The sequence below is a fragment of the Celeribacter sp. SCSIO 80838 genome, assembly GCF_056498065.1.
On the sequence record NZ_JAZKMA010000001.1, the window covers coordinates 1,518,946 to 1,533,584 of the forward strand.

At 61.0% G+C, this 14,639-nt stretch carries 18 protein-coding genes; 15 read left to right on the forward strand and 3 right to left on the reverse strand.

What is annotated here, in order from left to right; all coding sequences use genetic code 11:
* Positions 1 to 59: 59 nt before the first annotated feature.
* From V1475_RS07610 to V1475_RS07680, 15 genes are all read left to right on the forward strand, one after another.
* Positions 60 to 506 carry a DMT family transporter gene (locus tag V1475_RS07610; RefSeq protein ID WP_479412258.1) on the forward strand — a complete coding sequence of 149 codons (447 nt, stop codon included), beginning with the start codon at positions 60 to 62 and terminating at the stop codon, positions 504 to 506.
* Positions 507 to 563: 57 nt separating this feature from the next.
* Complete coding sequence (gene trmB, locus V1475_RS07615) at positions 564 to 1,283, forward strand: tRNA (guanosine(46)-N7)-methyltransferase TrmB (protein WP_479412259.1); 720 nt, start codon at positions 564 to 566, stop codon at positions 1,281 to 1,283.
* A gap of 84 nt (positions 1,284 to 1,367) precedes the next feature.
* Complete coding sequence (aroA, locus tag V1475_RS07620) at positions 1,368 to 2,717, forward strand: 3-phosphoshikimate 1-carboxyvinyltransferase (RefSeq protein WP_479412260.1); 1,350 nt, start codon at positions 1,368 to 1,370, stop codon at positions 2,715 to 2,717.
* A gap of 59 nt (positions 2,718 to 2,776) precedes the next feature.
* On the forward strand, positions 2,777 to 3,385 hold the full coding sequence (locus V1475_RS07625) for a (d)CMP kinase (protein WP_479412261.1): 609 nt from the start codon (positions 2,777 to 2,779) through the stop codon (positions 3,383 to 3,385).
* Positions 3,382 to 4,326 carry a hypothetical protein gene (locus V1475_RS07630; protein WP_479412262.1) on the forward strand — a complete coding sequence of 315 codons (945 nt, stop codon included), beginning with the start codon at positions 3,382 to 3,384 and terminating at the stop codon, positions 4,324 to 4,326. Before V1475_RS07625 ends, V1475_RS07630 begins: the two co-directional genes overlap by 4 nt.
* Before the next feature lie 184 nt (positions 4,327 to 4,510).
* Complete coding sequence (locus V1475_RS07635; RefSeq protein WP_479412263.1) at positions 4,511 to 5,143, forward strand: NAD(P)H-dependent oxidoreductase; 633 nt, start codon at positions 4,511 to 4,513, stop codon at positions 5,141 to 5,143.
* 160 nt (positions 5,144 to 5,303) lie between these two features.
* A complete protein-coding gene (locus V1475_RS07640; protein ID WP_479412264.1) occupies positions 5,304 to 5,801 on the forward strand; it encodes a BLUF domain-containing protein in 498 nt (165 codons plus the stop codon).
* 252 nt (positions 5,802 to 6,053) lie between these two features.
* Positions 6,054 to 7,733: a 30S ribosomal protein S1 gene (gene rpsA, locus V1475_RS07645; protein ID WP_434288880.1), complete on the forward strand. Its 1,680-nt coding sequence runs from the start codon at positions 6,054 to 6,056 to the stop codon at positions 7,731 to 7,733.
* A 368-nt stretch (positions 7,734 to 8,101) separates the two neighbouring features.
* Positions 8,102 to 8,383, forward strand: coding sequence for an integration host factor subunit beta (gene ihfB, locus V1475_RS07650; RefSeq protein ID WP_066706248.1), 282 nt, complete (start codon positions 8,102 to 8,104; stop codon positions 8,381 to 8,383).
* A 12-nt stretch (positions 8,384 to 8,395) separates the two neighbouring features.
* Positions 8,396 to 8,743: a LapA family protein gene (locus tag V1475_RS07655; RefSeq protein ID WP_434288878.1), complete on the forward strand. Its 348-nt coding sequence runs from the start codon at positions 8,396 to 8,398 to the stop codon at positions 8,741 to 8,743.
* A 12-nt stretch (positions 8,744 to 8,755) separates the two neighbouring features.
* A complete protein-coding gene (locus V1475_RS07660; protein ID WP_434288876.1) occupies positions 8,756 to 9,397 on the forward strand; it encodes a phosphoribosylanthranilate isomerase in 642 nt (213 codons plus the stop codon).
* Between the two features lie 100 nt (positions 9,398 to 9,497).
* Positions 9,498 to 10,748, forward strand: a complete 1,251-nt coding sequence (gene trpB, locus V1475_RS07665; protein WP_434288875.1) for a tryptophan synthase subunit beta — start codon at positions 9,498 to 9,500, stop codon at positions 10,746 to 10,748.
* A gap of 230 nt (positions 10,749 to 10,978) precedes the next feature.
* Complete coding sequence (locus tag V1475_RS07670) at positions 10,979 to 11,374, forward strand: hypothetical protein (protein WP_479412265.1); 396 nt, start codon at positions 10,979 to 10,981, stop codon at positions 11,372 to 11,374.
* A gap of 89 nt (positions 11,375 to 11,463) precedes the next feature.
* Positions 11,464 to 11,859 carry a hypothetical protein gene (locus V1475_RS07675; RefSeq protein WP_479412266.1) on the forward strand — a complete coding sequence of 132 codons (396 nt, stop codon included), beginning with the start codon at positions 11,464 to 11,466 and terminating at the stop codon, positions 11,857 to 11,859.
* A 12-nt stretch (positions 11,860 to 11,871) separates the two neighbouring features.
* Positions 11,872 to 12,384 carry a helix-turn-helix transcriptional regulator gene (locus V1475_RS07680; protein ID WP_479412267.1) on the forward strand — a complete coding sequence of 171 codons (513 nt, stop codon included), beginning with the start codon at positions 11,872 to 11,874 and terminating at the stop codon, positions 12,382 to 12,384.
* A 1-nt stretch (position 12,385) separates the two neighbouring features.
* Here V1475_RS07680 and V1475_RS07685 read toward each other — a convergent pair whose 3' ends face one another.
* The 3 genes from V1475_RS07685 to pth are packed head-to-tail and all read right to left on the reverse strand — an operon-like array spanning position 12,386 to position 14,489.
* Entirely contained in the window at positions 12,386 to 12,760 is a 375-nt protein-coding gene (locus tag V1475_RS07685; protein WP_479412268.1) for a DUF2237 family protein, read from the reverse strand.
* A gap of 11 nt (positions 12,761 to 12,771) precedes the next feature.
* Complete coding sequence (locus V1475_RS07690; RefSeq protein WP_479412269.1) at positions 12,772 to 13,812, reverse strand: DUF2332 domain-containing protein; 1,041 nt, start codon at positions 13,810 to 13,812, stop codon at positions 12,772 to 12,774.
* Entirely contained in the window at positions 13,809 to 14,489 is a 681-nt protein-coding gene (gene pth / locus V1475_RS07695) for an aminoacyl-tRNA hydrolase (protein WP_479412270.1), read from the reverse strand. The genes V1475_RS07690 and pth overlap by 4 nt, the downstream gene beginning before the upstream one ends.
* Between the last annotated feature and the right edge of the window lie 150 nt (positions 14,490 to 14,639).

Here is a 14,639-nt window from a genome sequence, read left to right on the forward strand (position 1 = left end):
GAGCTGTTGCTTTTGCACGCGGGCCAGCTACTCTCCTGAGACGAAACGGGGGGAGGCCGATGTCAGAGAGTTTGCGAGATCCGATTGTCATGCTGCTTGCCGGGATCGGCATTCCGGTTTTTGCGGCGCTAAACGCCCAACTCGGCGCGCGTCTCGGCTCGCCCGCTCTGGCAGCATTGGTGTTTGCCGTGGTCGCGTTCAGCTCGATCTTTGTCTATCGCGCGGTGTTGGGGCCCAGCGTGCCGCTGTCCAACCTGCTGCATCAACCGGCATATCTGTTTTTCGGGGGGGTGCTCTTTGCCTTCTACATCCTGTCGATCACCACGATTGCGCCGCGCTTCGGGGTCGGCAATGCGGTGTTCTTTGTTCTTCTGGGGCAGATCCTTTCGGCGGGTGTGATTGACCATTTCGGCCTGTTCGGGGCGGCGCGTCTGGAGATTTCCGGTCTGCGGGCCGGGGGAATGTTGTTGATGGCGGGCGGGCTTTTCCTGATTCAGCGTAGCTGAACTTGCCCCGGGATGGATTTCTTGGCAAAAGCCCCGCCGTAACACGCGGGGTTTTCCATGTCTGACGATCAACAGCACCAATCGGGGGCGCCTTGGCGCAACTTCTATGGCCGTATCCATGGCAAGACACTGAACAAGGCGCAAGTGGACTATCTCGATGAGGACCTGCCGGGTCTCGCGCCCGGTGGTGTGTCTTGGGAGGAAAACCCGGAGCGCATCAAGATCGACATGGCGAAGCGCTTTGCGGGCAAGCCGGTTTGGGTCGAGATCGGTTTCGGCGGCGGCGAGCACCTCGTTCATATGGCGCGGACCTACCCGGATGTGTACATCATCGGCTGTGAGCCGTTTGTGAACGGTGTCGCCATGTGCCTCGGCAAGATGCGCCGCGAAGGGCCGTTCGACAATATCGCGATCCATGCGGGTGATGCGCGCGATCTGTTCGACGTTCTGCCGGAAGGCTCGATTGAGAAGGCATTCCTGAATTACCCGGACCCTTGGCCAAAAAAACGGCACCATCGCCGCCGGTTCGTGACCGACGAACATCTCGAACCGTTGCGCCGTGTGTTGAAAGACGGCGCGGAGTTTCGCGTGGCCACCGACATTCCCGATTACGTGCGCCAGACCATGGAAGAAGTGCCGCGCGCCGGGTTCGAATGGTTGGCCGAAGGGCCGGAAGATTGGCGCAAACCGTGGTCGGACTGGATTTCGACGCGCTATGAGCAAAAGGCGATCCGCGAAGGCCGCACGCCGCATTATATGACCTTCAAAAAAGTCTGAGTATTTCGGCTGCCATGAAGACAGCCGATAGACCGTCTGCCCGGCTTGCGGTATCAGGTCGGCGAGGAATGTGAGGAGAGCACAATGTCCAGCCACGGCACCCCGATCCCGATGACCGCCCGCAAGAGCGGCCCCCTGAAAGGCACGGCGGCGGTGCCGGGGGACAAGTCGATTTCCCACCGCGCGCTGATTTTCGGTGCGATGGCCGTGGGGGAGACCAAGATCACCGGGCTTTTGGAGGGCGAGGATGTGCTCGACACCGCGAAAGCCATGCAGGCGCTCGGTGCCGAGGTGGTGCGCGAAGGGGCGGGCGAATGGACCGTGCATGGCGTGGGCGTCGGCGGATTTACCGAGCCTGAGGACGTGATCGACTGCGGCAACTCGGGAACGGGTGTGCGGCTCATCATGGGCTGTGTCGCGACCTATGATTTTTGTACGACCTTTACCGGCGACGGGTCGCTGCGCAAACGTCCGATGGCGCGGGTGACCGATCCTTTGGTGCTGTTCGGGGCGCAATCGGTGGGGCGCTCGGGCGGACGGTTGCCCCTGACGCTGGTGGGGGCCTCCGATCCTGTGCCGGTCGAATATCAGACGCCGGTGCCCTCGGCGCAGGTAAAATCCGCGGTGCTTCTGGCCGGGCTGAACGCGCCGGGCAAGACGGTTGTCATCGAGAAAGAGGCAACGCGCGATCACACGGAGCGGATGCTTGTTGGGTTCGGGGCGGAGCTGACCACGGAGAAAACGCCGGAAGGCTATAACAAGATCACGCTGACCGGACGGCCCGAATTGACGCCGCAGGAGGTTGCCGTGCCGCGCGACCCGTCTTCGGCGGCCTTCCCGGTTTGTGCGGCGCTGATCGTGCCCGGCTCCGAGGTGTTCGTGCCGGGTGTCAGCCAGAACCCGACGCGCAACGGGTTGTTCATTACGCTCAAGGAAATGGGCGCCGACATCTCCTTTGAGAATGAACGCGAGGAAGGTGGCGAGCCAGTGGCTGACCTGCGGGTGAAATATTCCGCGCTCAAGGGGATTGAAGTGCCGGCGGAGCGCGCGGCTTCGATGATCGACGAATACCCGATCCTCTCCGCCGTGGCCGCCTATGCCGAGGGTACGACCACCATGCGCGGCGTCAAGGAATTGCGGGTCAAGGAAAGCGACCGGATCGACGCCATGGCGCGCGGGCTTGAGGCCTGTGGCGTGGCCATTGAGGAAGATCAGGATACGCTGATCGTGCAGGGGCTGGGCCCGAGTGGAGTGAAGGGGGGCGCGACCTGTGCGACTCATCTCGATCACCGCATTGCCATGTCTTTCCTGATCCTTGGGATGGCCTCGCAGGAGGCGGTGAGCGTGGACGATGGCGGGCCGATTGCGACGTCTTTCCCGGTGTTCGAGAAGCTCATGACCGGTCTTGGCGCGCATGTGGTCAGGGGCAACTGATCTCTTGACCTTGGCGGCGCTTGGGTGCAGCGTGGGGACCCCTCGGGAAAGGACAGACCATGAGTTTCTGCATCGCCATTGATGGCCCCGCCGCTGCCGGGAAAGGCACGATTTCCAAAGCCGTCGCGGCGCATTTCGGATTTGCGCATCTCGATACCGGGTTGTTGTACCGGGCGGTGGGGGCCAAGACTTTTGAGGGGTTTACGCCGATTGAGGCCGCGAGGGCGTTGACGGCAAAGGACCTTGAGCGCGGAGATCTGCGCTCGGGCAACGCGGGGCAGGCAGCGTCCCGTGTGGCGGCGATCCCGGAGGTGCGCAGCGCGCTGGTCGATTTTCAACAGGCCTTTGCCCGGCGCGAGGGTGGCGCGGTCCTCGATGGGCGCGACATCGGCACGGTGATTTGCCCGGATGCCGAGGTGAAGCTTTACGTCATCGCCTCCGATGCGGTTCGGGCCGAGCGGCGTCACAAGGAATTGGTGGCGAAAGGCGAAGAGATCACACTCGATGAGGTTCTGGCCGATCTGCGCGAGCGCGACGAGCGCGATGCGGCGCGGGCCACGGCGCCTTTGAAACCGGCTGAGGATGCGACCCTGATCGACACCACGGCGATGAGCATCGACGAGGCGGTCGCCAAGGTGATCGCCCTCATCGAGGCGCGCCGGGGATGAGGGCAAAGCTCGTCCTCCACCTGCCTGAGCATGAGCAGGCGCTTTTGGAGGCGGGCAAGATGTCGTCGCTCTATCCCCGGATCAAGCGGATGGTCGAGCGGCGCGGCGGCGTGGTGGAGATCGCGCCGCGGTTTCCTCCGACCGAACCGGATGGCAATCTTCACATCGTCGACAATGCGCGTCAGCCGCACCCCGATACGCTGATCTCGGTTTTGGCCTATCTCGATCGCTGCTGGCATCTCGATCCGAAAGGCGTTCTGGCCGACAGCTCGATTGCGGAGCGGATTTTCGACCCGGACGCGGTCGATGCCGCAGAGGCCGAGGCCTATGTCGCCGATCTGCGCGCTAGGTTTTCCGAACAGCGCCACTCCCGCTATCACCAAAAGAAACAGGAAGAAGAGATCGACCCGCAGGGCATCGTCATCTTCCTGCAGGGCCCGCCGCCCTATCGGCGTGGTCATGCCTACATGGGGCGGGACAAGATGATCCGCGCGGTCTTGGATGGTGCGGGGGGGCGTCCGGTCTATATCAAGCCGCATCCGCTGCGCAAAGACGAGGGGCTGAAGGTCATTCGGGCTTTCGAGGCGGAAGGATATGCGCCGATCAAGACCAACGCCAATGTGCATGACCTGTTGCGGCAGGCGGCGGTGACGGTGTCGGCCAATTCCGCCGCCTCGATCGAGGGGTTTCTGCATGGCACGCCGACGATCCTCTTTGCCCGCGCCGATTTCGATCAGGCCGCCGAGATCGTGCGCGCGCCGGAGGATTTCCCGGCGGCGCTTGGCCGCGCGGTGTCGCATCCGCGGGATTATACGAAATTCCTCTACTGGTATTTCTCGCAATGCCTTTGGCTCGACGATCCGTTTTTCGAGACAAGGGTTTTGGAGCGCTTTTCGGAGGTCGGATTTCCGCCCGAGCGCCTTGGCTTGACCAATTCCTGAGCCCTTTCGCACGCAGCGCCGCTCAAGGGGGTGAGCGTTGCTGCGGAGGTTTTGATGTGTAATTCAGTATAATCAGAAGGTTAGGTGAAGGGGCAGGCGGCTGTGCCGAATTTCGGGTGCTTGTCGTGACCCGATCCCTTCCCATATCCCGAAGCAAACGCATATATCTGCAAGGATGTTTCCAATGTTTCTCGACAAGCTGAACTGGCGTTACGCCACCAAGAAAATGGACCTTTCGAAACCGGTTCCCGAGGAGAAGGTCGCCAAGATCGTCGAAGCCGCCCGCATGGCGCCGACATCTTCGGGGTTGCAGCCCTTCCACATCTTCGTGATCCGCAACAAGGAGCTGCGTGCAAAGCTGCAAGAGGCGGCCTATGGTCAGTCGCAACTGACCGAAGGCTCGCATCTTCTGGTCTTCGCGGCTTACGATACTTACGACGGTGCGCGGATCGATGCGGTGGTGGATCAGCATGCCGCCGAGCGTCCGGGTACGCGCGAGCGGCTGGACGCCTATTACGATCGGCTGAAATCCATGTACCTGCCGCGCGACGCGCGCACCAATGCGGATCATGCTGCGCGTCAGGCCTATATCGCGCTTGGCTTTGCGCTGGCTGCCGCCGCCGAGCTTGAGGTCGACAGCACGCCGATGGAGGGTTTCGACGCCGCGAAATTCGACGAGATTCTCGGGCTGCAAGACAAAGGCCTGAAAACCGTCGTGATCCTGCCGCTTGGCACCCGCGATGCCGAGGGCGACTGGCTTGCACCGATGAAAAAGGTCCGCAAACCGGCCTATGAGATCGTAACCGATCTGGATTGATCTTGCGGTGTCCTTGGGGCCTTAAGTGGCAAGGCGGTCCGTCTGGGCCGCCTTTTTCGTTCGGTGCGCGCATTTCGACTTGCCTGTCACCGCGCTCTGTCGCAGCTTCACTCCGCTGTGAACATCGCAGCTTCCGTGATCTGGCGAGGGGGAGAGGCTCGTGGCCCGCTATCTGCAATTGCTCTATCGATCCGTCGCCCGTTACGAGGATTTCCACCCCTCGGATCTCGACATCCTGCGCGAGGCGGTGCGGTTCAACGCGGCCCATGGCATCACCGGGATTCTCTTGCGGGTGGATGAACAGTTTTTTCAGGTCCTGCACGGTCCCGCCGAGAACATCGAAGGGCTTGCCGCCCGGATCAAATCCGACGCGCGACATCGCCACATGGAGGTCCTTCTGTGTGAGGAGGCCGAGGAGGCCTCGCCCTATGGCAATTGGTCGATGGCCTACGATTCCCTGATGGGATTCGAGCAGAAGCTGGGACTTCAGGAAAATGGCCGCTACCCGGAGATCGCGACGGAACGCGCCCGCGAATTGGTGGCCGTGCTCGCGAAAACCGCGAGCAGCGTAGACAATTACGGCTCCGCCTTTCCCTATTCGCGCTTTGCCGGCGAAGAGGACGCGGCCTATCTGGCGCGGCTCGACGGGTTGGTGTGAGGGCCCCTGTTTCGGTGTGTCTGTCCCGATTTTCCTTGCTTTTATGGGGATTCGGCGGTACACGCGCGCCTGTCTATGAGGCCACAAGACGTCATCAAGGCAATGCGGGCAGGGTCGGAGCGTAACTTCGGTCCTGATTTGTTTGTTTTCCGCACTGTCTTCTGAGCGTTGGTCCCGAGATGAAACGAAACCAAGACCGGCGGAGACAACCGCATGGCCCGCAAACACGTTTGAAAAGGAAATTGAGACCACATGGCTCAGAACGTATCTATGGAGGATTTCGAAGCCCTCCTGAATGAAAGCTTCGAGATCGACACCCCGGACGAAGGTTCGGTTGTCAAAGGCAAAGTGATCGCCATCGAGGCCGGTCAAGCCATCATCGACGTCGGCTACAAAATGGAAGGCCGCGTTGATCTGAAAGAATTCTCCAACCCGGGCGAAGCACCGAACGTGGCTGTTGGCGACGAAGTCGAAGTGTTCCTCGACCGCGTTGAAAACGCCCGTGGCGAAGCCGTCATCTCCCGCGACAAAGCCCGTCGCGAAGAAGCCTGGGATCGTCTGGAAAAAGCCTACGCCTCCGAAGAGCGCGTCGAAGGCGCCATCTTTGGTCGCGTCAAAGGCGGTTTCACCGTCGATCTCGGCGGCGCTGTGGCCTTCCTTCCGGGCAGCCAAGTCGACGTCCGTCCGGTGCGCGACGCTGGCCCGCTCATGGGTCTCAAGCAGCCGTTCCAGATCCTCAAGATGGACCGTCGTCGTGGCAACATCGTTGTGTCGCGTCGTGCGATCCTCGAAGAGTCCCGTGCGGAACAGCGCGCTGAAGTCATCGGCAACCTCACCGAAGGTCAGACCGTTGACGGCGTGGTCAAAAACATCACCGAATACGGTGCGTTCGTTGACCTCGGCGGTGTCGATGGTCTGCTGCACGTCACCGACATGGCATGGCGTCGCGTGAACCACCCGTCCGAGATCCTCACCATCGGTGAGACGATCAAGGTTCAGGTGATCAAGATCAACAAAGACACCCACCGCATCTCGCTTGGCATGAAACAGCTTCAGGCCGATCCGTGGGATTCCGTGGAAAGCAAATACCCGCTCGAATCCGTGCACACCGGTCGCGTGACCAACATCACCGACTACGGCGCATTCGTGGAACTCGAACCGGGCGTCGAAGGTCTGGTTCACGTTTCCGAAATGTCCTGGACCAAGAAAAACGTCCACCCGGGCAAAATCGTCTCCACTTCGCAGGAAGTGGAAGTCATGGTGCTCGAGATCGACAGCTCGAAACGTCGTGTGTCCCTCGGTCTCAAACAAACCATGCGCAACCCGTGGGAGCTCTTCGCTGAGACCCACCCGGAAGGCACCGTGGTCGAAGGCGAAGTCAAGAACATCACCGAATTCGGTCTGTTCGTGGGTCTGCCGGGCGACATCGACGGCATGGTTCACCTGTCCGACCTGTCCTGGGAAGAGCGTGGCGAGGATGCCATCCAGAACTTCCGCAAGGGCGACATGGTCAAAGCAGTTGTCACCGAGGTCGACGTCGAGAAAGAGCGTATCTCCCTCTCGATCAAAGCTCTCGACGACAGCTTCTCCGGTGCGGTTGAAGGCGTGAAACGCGGCTCCATCATCACCGTGACCGTGACTGCGATCGAAGACGGTGGCATCGAAGTGGAATATGAAGGCGCGAAATCCTTCATCCGCCGCTCCGACCTGTCCCGTGACCGTGCCGAGCAGCGCCCCGAGCGCTTCCAGGTCGGCGATCACATCGATGTGCGCGTGACCAACGTGGATCAGAAAACCCGTCGTCTGGGTCTCTCGATCAAAGCCCGCGAAATCGCCGAAGAGAAAGAAGCCGTCGAACAGTACGGTTCCTCCGACTCCGGTGCATCGCTGGGCGACATTCTCGGCGCAGCGCTCAAGGGCGGCGACGAGTAATCGCAGCCTGCGACCCGATTTTGGAAAGGCCCCTTCGGGGGCCTTTTTCTTTTATCTGCACTGCAACCTGTCCTTTTCGGCAGGTCTTGGCAGCGGCTCGATTCGAATCGCTTTGGGGAATGCCGCATTGCAGCGCTAACATCCCGGTTCCGGGTTGTGCAAAATGCGACCCCCTGAGGGATTTTTTGGCCAAATCTCAGCACATTACCGGCAAAAAACAGCCTGTGAGAGCGGAACAGACGCTTCCCCGAATACATATCCCGTCCTATAGTCTCTTTATGGTCATGCCGGGACGCAGTGCGCCTTGGCCAAGGACCGAATGCGATACGAAAACGTCACAAGAAACGCGCCATCCAGGGGGAGACTTCATGATCCGGTCCGAGCTGATCCAGAAGATCGCAGACGAAAATCCGCATTTGTACCAACGCGATGTCGAGCGGATCGTGAACACGATCTTCGAAGAAATTATCGAAGCCATGGCGCGCGGCGACCGGGTGGAGCTGCGCGGATTTGGGGCCTTTTCTGTCAAGAAGCGGGATGCCAGAATGGGGCGTAACCCGCGCACCGGCGACAGTGTTCCCGTTGAGGAAAAACACGTGCCCTTCTTCAAGACCGGCAAGCTGCTGCGCGACCGTCTGAACGAAGAATAAGGTCGACTTCACATGCGCTATATCCGTTATGCTTTCCTCGGAGCACTTGCCGTGGTGCTTGTCACCATGGCTCTGGCCAACCGGGATGTCGTAACGCTGTATTTGTTGCCGGGTGAACTGGCGACGCTTTCCGGCATTTCCCTCTCCGTCCAGCTACCGCTGTTCGTGGTCATTTTTGGCGCGATCATCGGGGGGCTGCTGATCGGGTTCGTCTGGGAATGGATGCGTGAGTACAAGCACCGCTCCGCCGCCGTCACGCATAAGCGCGAGAAGGAGCAGCTTGCCCGCGAGGTCGACAAGCTCAAGGTGGACAAGGCGAAGAAGGAGGGCGACGAGGTGCTTGCCCTTCTGGAACGCTGAGCGGTCAATCCCATGGATACACGCGTGAAGATCTGCGGGCTGAAAACGCCCGAAGCGGTGGCGACGGCTGTCGAGGCCGGGGCGCATTATCTTGGCTTTGTCTTTTTCCCGAAATCGCCGCGGCATCTGGAGATTCCGGCCGCGCGCGCTCTGGCGTTTGAGGTGCCGGTGGGCGTGGCCAAGGTGGCGCTTGTGGTGAATGCGACGGATGAGGAGCTTGACCGGATCACCGGCGAGGTGCCGCTCGACATGTTGCAGCTTCATGGCAAGGAAAGCCCGGAGCGGGTGACGGAAATCCGTGCACGCTATGGGCTTCCGGTGATGAAGGCTGTGGGGGTTGCGGAGCCTGCGGATGTGCAGGCGCTCGACGCCTATGGCATGGTCTGCGATCAGTTGCTGGTCGATGCGAAGGCGCCGAAAGGGGCCGATCTGCCGGGCGGCAACGGTCTCGCGTTCGACTGGCGGCTGATTTCCAAGCGCGGCTGGAACCGGCCCTGGATGCTGGCGGGCGGTCTGACGCCGGAGAACGTGGTCCTGGCCATCCAGATGACCGGTGCGAAGCAGGTGGATGTGTCCTCAGGCGTGGAAAGCGCGCCGGGGGTGAAGGACGCAGGCAAGATCCGCGCCTTTATCGAGGCGATCCGCGCCGCCTGACGGGCTTTTTCGAGTATTTCGACAGCAAAGGAAACGGGCGCGCTTTACCGTGCGCGGCCCCTGCGCTACATCCATGGGCGATCCGCAAGGGAGCATCGCGATGAACGATCTTTTCAACAGTTTCATGAGTGGCCCGGACGAAAAGGGGCGCTTTGGCATTTACGGCGGGCGCTTCGTCTCCGAGACGCTGATGCCGCTGATCCTCGCTCTTGAAGAAGAGTATAACAGGGCCAAGGACGATCCCGAATTCTGGGACGAGATGCGCGATCTCTGGAAGCATTACGTGGGGCGTCCGAGCCCGCTCTATTACGCGGAGAAGATGACCGAGGAGTTGGGCGGCGCGAAGATCTACCTCAAGCGCGAAGAGCTCAACCACACGGGTGCGCATAAGATCAACAACGTGCTGGGGCAGATCCTGCTCGCGCGCCGCATGGGCAAGACGCGTATTATTGCCGAAACCGGTGCGGGGCAGCACGGGGTTGCGACGGCGACGGTCTGTGCCAAATTCGGGCTTGAATGCATCGTTTACATGGGCGCGACCGACGTTGAGCGGCAAAAGCCGAACGTGTTCCGCATGCACCTTCTGGGGGCGAAAGTCATTCCGGTGAAATCGGGTCGTGGCACGCTTAAGGACGCGATGAACGATGCGTTGCGCGACTGGGTGACCAATGTGCGCGACACCTTCTATTGCATCGGCACGGTGGCGGGGCCGCACCCCTACCCGGCGATGGTCCGCGATTTTCAGGCCATCATCGGGCAGGAGACGCGTTGGCAACTGGCCGAGCAGGAAGGCGAGGGGCGTTTGCCCGATACGCTGGTTGCCGCTGTTGGCGGGGGCTCGAATGCGATGGGACTGTTCCACCCGTTCCTGGACGATGAGAGCGTTGGCATCATCGGTGTCGAGGCTGGCGGGCATGGCGTGGATGACCGGATGGAACATTGCGCGTCTCTGACCGGTGGGCGTCCGGGCGTGCTGCACGGCAACCGCACCTATCTGTTGCAGGACGAGGACGGGCAGATTCTCGAGGGGCATTCGATCTCCGCAGGGCTCGATTACCCGGGGATTGGGCCGGAACACTCCTGGCTGCACGATACGGGCCGGGCACAATATGTCTCGATCACCGACAAGGAGGCGCTTGAGGCGTTTCAGTTCTGTTGCCGGACCGAGGGCATTATCCCGGCGCTCGAATCGAGCCATGCGGTTGCGCATGTGATGAAAATCGCGGGCGATTTGCCGAAGGATCACATCATCGTCGTGAACCTTTCGGGGCGGGGCGACAAGGATATCTTTACCGTGGCGCGCCATCTTGGGGCGGATCTTGCAGGTGATGAGGGTCGCGACGCGGAGTAAAGAAACCCGCAGAGTTTGAGGAAAAGCCGTCCTTTGGGGCGGCTTTTCCTTTATTTGGACACTTTAAACCTGAGTTTATGGTCGAATACCAAAGGTTTAGAGACTGGCGCGTAAACCCGGCTAAACCTCATGCCAATGGCCGACCTGCTGCATTCCACACAAATCTGAGGCCGTGGCCAAGATGGCCCGATCTATCGAATTTGTTAAAGAGCACAGGAAAGGACACTCCGATGCATAAGGTTTTCATGGTTTCAGCACTCGTCACCACGCTTGGTGCGACGGTCGCCGTGGCGCAACCCACCACGGAAGAGATCGTCGCGATGTATCCGGGCGCGACCCGGATCGAGATCGACCGCGGTTACCGCTATACCGAGGTCGAGGTCTATATCGATGGCAAGGAGGTCGATCTGCGGATCGACAATGCCAGTGGGGAGGTCGTGGTGCAGCGAGAGAAGGTTCTGAGCGATGCAGAATGGCGCGACGAGATCAGGGATGATGATCGCGGTGAAATGGTCGATGGCGTCGAGGTCGAAAACGATGACGACCGTGAGGATGATGATCGCTATGACGATGACCGCGATGACGATCGGGACGATGACCGTGATGACAACGATGACGATGATTGATCGGTTGCAGATATGACATCAGAGGTCTGTCCCATGGTGGGGCAGGCCGTCTCTATGGTAAGCAAGGGGCAAGGACAGGAAAGGACATCATGCACCGCAGGCTTTTCATCACCGGACTTGCCACGAGTTTTCTGGCCGCGAGTTTTCTGACCGCCTCGCCCGCCCTGGCGCAGGGGGCGAGCGTGATTGATCAGGTGGTCGCCCAGCTCAAGGCACAGGGCTATACCAAGATCAGCATGGGGCGGACGCTTCTGGGGCGGACCCGGATCGTGGCGGAAAACGATACGATGCGGCGAGAGATTATCGTGAACCCCGCGACGGGAGAAATCCTACGTGATTACTGGGAGATCGAGGAGGAGGACGATGATCGGGACAGTGACCGCGGCGGTCGTGAACGTGGTGAAACGAGTCGGGACGATGATCGGGACGACGATGATGGCGACGACGACAGCGGCGACGATGACGATGACGACGATGATGACTGAGGGCAGGATCCGGTGAAAGACAGTGCTCTCCTTGCCATTATCCTCATGGTGCAGAGCCTCTGTGCCGTGTTTTTCGTGTTCGATATTGTCGCCTCAGTCCTCGGCCTGCGCGCGCGTCCCATCTCCTGGCAAATACGCGAGGTCATCGAACTGGGCGCCGCGCTTGGCCTGATCCTGGGCGTGATCATGGGCGGGCTGGCGCTTCGTCGTTCGATGGTGCGGCGGAACTTGGCCGAAGGTAAGCTGCGCCGGGCGGCTTCGGCCTTTGCCGATGTGCTGGAAGAACGCTTTTCCGAATGGGGGCTGACGCCTGCCGAACGCGAGGTGGCCCTTTTCCTGATCAAAGGCTTTCCCATCGCGGAGATCGCCCGGCTGCGCGAAACCTCCGAAGGGACCGTCAAGGCGCAAACCAATGCGGTCTATCGCAAGGCGGGGGTCAATGGCGCTTCGCAGCTTTTGAGCCTGTTTCTCGACGATCTGATGGAGGATCGTTTTCTGCCAGAAGCGGCGGAGCAAGTGGCCTGAGTTAGCCGTCAAGCGCGTGCTGTTCGAGTATCGCAAGTGGCACGATGTCGAGCGCGCGCAGATGTGTTGCGCTCAGCGAGACCTTGGGCGCACAGCCTTCATCATGGGCCTGAAGAAACCGGCTGGCGCAGAGGCACCACTGGTCGCCCGGTTTCAGCCCGGCAAAGCCATACTCGGGTCGGGGTGTCGAAAGATCGTTGCCGACATATTTCGAATAGGCGAGGAATTCCGCCGTCATCACCGCGCAGACCGTGTGGCTGCCGTGATCCTCGGCGCAGGTGTTGCAGGCGCCGTCGCGGAAATAGCCGGTGAGCGGGGTGGTGGAACAGGGGCTGAGAACCTCGCCCAAGACATTGAGAGCAGGTGCTTTTTCCATGTCCTTCTCCGTCAGAACCGGGGCGGGGACCAGTCGATCCAACGTCCGTGAAAATCAAACCGCCCAAGATCATGCGTCGTCCCGTCGGGCCAGAGCGTGAGCGTCAGTTTGGCACCGGGGCCTTGCCCGTCGGCTTCCATGGCGAGGCGGGCCAGCGGGGCTTCTGTCGTTGCTCGCGCCCCGGCCTCGGCCAAAATCGCTTCGCCACGGGTTTGAACCTCTGCCGGAAAATATTGCCACGCAACCGTGTGATAAACGAGATGCAAATGCCCGGGATGGGCCTCTGACAGCCGTTCGGCAAGCCAGTCCACCGCATCGGATTTGGCGACTTTGGGCGGTTGGGTTGCGGCGATGTCGAGCGCCGCTTCGATGCGATGAAACCGCGCGGTCTGATCGGGCCAGATGAACGACAAAAGCCGGATGCGTTCCGCGACCGGATCGCGGGGGCTGAGATCGACGCCCTGACGTTCGGTAATGGTGAAACCATGCGGCGCGGGCGCGGGGCTGCGCCAGTCGGGCGTCAGGACCACGGGGCTGTCGGACGGGCCGAAATCCCCCGCAGGCGTGACAAGCCGGAAGCGGTCGAAATTGAGGTTCAGCCCGGCGCTTGCGCCCAGTTCAGAGAGCACAATCGGCAGGTCGGTTTGCGCGGCCAGCGCATCGGCGGCAAGGATCAGGGCGCTGGCGCGGGCCACTTCGTTGGTTTGCGGCGCGTCGTTGAGGCGCTGGTCGATATAGGCCTCGTGACGGGAAATGGCGGCGCAGGCGGCGTTATAGAGTTCCGCAGGTTCGGCCAAGGGATGCGGAGGATAAAACGCCGCTAACTCCGTGTCGCGACCTTCGAGAACCAGCCCATGGAGCGCCCCCGCAAGGCGGAGCGGCACGGAGGCGCCGTTGCTGGAAATGTCGCCGGGCCAATGGGCGATACGCGCGCCGATCAGGCCATCCGGCAGTCCAAATGTGACAAAACTATCGAGCAATTCGGCGGTAAAAGACGATCCGAGGTCGCAGCAGGATTTGGCTTGTGCTGAAAATGCGTTTTTCCAAGTCATTGAAATTTATCTCTTAACTTCTCAAATGGCGTGCGGGTGTCTTCTTTGGGGGCTTCGCCTTGTGGGGCGGGGGGCGCCTTGGGCGGTTTTGTTCCGGTCGAGTTGCGTGGCGGCGCGGTGCGCAGCGCCACGGCGTTGGAAAACTTTGCGGTTTCGCCATCCGCGAGGGCCGCTGCGCCATCGGAACAGCCCCGGATCACATCGTCGAGCCAGTCCAGATCCGCCTTAGCGAAATCGGAGAGCACATAGGGCGCGACCCGGTCTTTGTGACCGGGATGACCGATGCCGAGACGCACGCGGTCATAGTCCGGGCCGATGTGCTGATGGATCGACCGCAGCCCGTTGTGACCCGCATGGCCGCCGCCGGTCTTGGTCCGGACCTTGCTGGGGGCGAGGTCCAGTTCATCATGAAACACAATGACATCGGCAGGGGTGAGCTTGTAAAACCGCATCGCTTCGCCGACCGATTGACCGGAGAGGTTCATGAAGGTTTCGGGCTTCAGCAACACGACCTTGTCGCGGCCGAGACGGCCCTCGGAGGTCAGGCCCTGAAACTTGGCACGCCAAGGCGTAAAGCCGTGATCGGAGGCGATCCGGTCCAGAACCATGAAGCCGATGTTGTGGCGGTTGCCCGCATATTTCGCGCCCGGATTGCCGAGGCCGACGAAGAGACGCATGGCCTCTCTCCCCTCTTGTAACATGTTACCGGCACCATATGGGTGGGGGCGGGGGCATGCAATCTCTTGCCGTCAGAACGGGATTTTCCGCTGTCGGACTTGCGTCGGCTTTGTGTCGGACTTTTGTCGGACCCCGGTGAGGGTCGACCG

Excerpts from the sequence above, each read along its gene's own strand:
- V1475_RS07610 (WP_479412258.1), top strand. The coding sequence starts at position 60 with ATGTCAGAGAGTTTGCGAGATCCGATTGTCATGCTGCTTGCCGGGATC.
- trmB (WP_479412259.1), top strand. The coding sequence starts at position 564 with ATGTCTGACGATCAACAGCACCAATCGGGGGCGCCTTGGCGCAACTTC.
- aroA (WP_479412260.1), top strand. The coding sequence starts at position 1,368 with ATGTCCAGCCACGGCACCCCGATCCCGATGACCGCCCGCAAGAGCGGC.
- V1475_RS07625 (WP_479412261.1), top strand. The coding sequence starts at position 2,777 with ATGAGTTTCTGCATCGCCATTGATGGCCCCGCCGCTGCCGGGAAAGGC.
- V1475_RS07630 (WP_479412262.1), top strand. The coding sequence starts at position 3,382 with ATGAGGGCAAAGCTCGTCCTCCACCTGCCTGAGCATGAGCAGGCGCTT.
- V1475_RS07635 (WP_479412263.1), top strand. The coding sequence starts at position 4,511 with ATGTTTCTCGACAAGCTGAACTGGCGTTACGCCACCAAGAAAATGGAC.
- rpsA (WP_434288880.1), top strand. The coding sequence starts at position 6,054 with ATGGCTCAGAACGTATCTATGGAGGATTTCGAAGCCCTCCTGAATGAA.
- ihfB (WP_066706248.1), top strand. The coding sequence starts at position 8,102 with ATGATCCGGTCCGAGCTGATCCAGAAGATCGCAGACGAAAATCCGCAT.
- V1475_RS07655 (WP_434288878.1), top strand. The coding sequence starts at position 8,396 with ATGCGCTATATCCGTTATGCTTTCCTCGGAGCACTTGCCGTGGTGCTT.
- V1475_RS07660 (WP_434288876.1), top strand. The coding sequence starts at position 8,756 with ATGGATACACGCGTGAAGATCTGCGGGCTGAAAACGCCCGAAGCGGTG.
- trpB (WP_434288875.1), top strand. The coding sequence starts at position 9,498 with ATGAACGATCTTTTCAACAGTTTCATGAGTGGCCCGGACGAAAAGGGG.
- V1475_RS07670 (WP_479412265.1), top strand. The coding sequence starts at position 10,979 with ATGCATAAGGTTTTCATGGTTTCAGCACTCGTCACCACGCTTGGTGCG.
- V1475_RS07675 (WP_479412266.1), top strand. The coding sequence starts at position 11,464 with ATGCACCGCAGGCTTTTCATCACCGGACTTGCCACGAGTTTTCTGGCC.
- V1475_RS07685 (WP_479412268.1), bottom strand. The coding sequence starts at position 12,760 with ATGGAAAAAGCACCTGCTCTCAATGTCTTGGGCGAGGTTCTCAGCCCC.
- V1475_RS07690 (WP_479412269.1), bottom strand. The coding sequence starts at position 13,812 with ATGACTTGGAAAAACGCATTTTCAGCACAAGCCAAATCCTGCTGCGAC.
- pth (WP_479412270.1), bottom strand. The coding sequence starts at position 14,489 with ATGCGTCTCTTCGTCGGCCTCGGCAATCCGGGCGCGAAATATGCGGGC.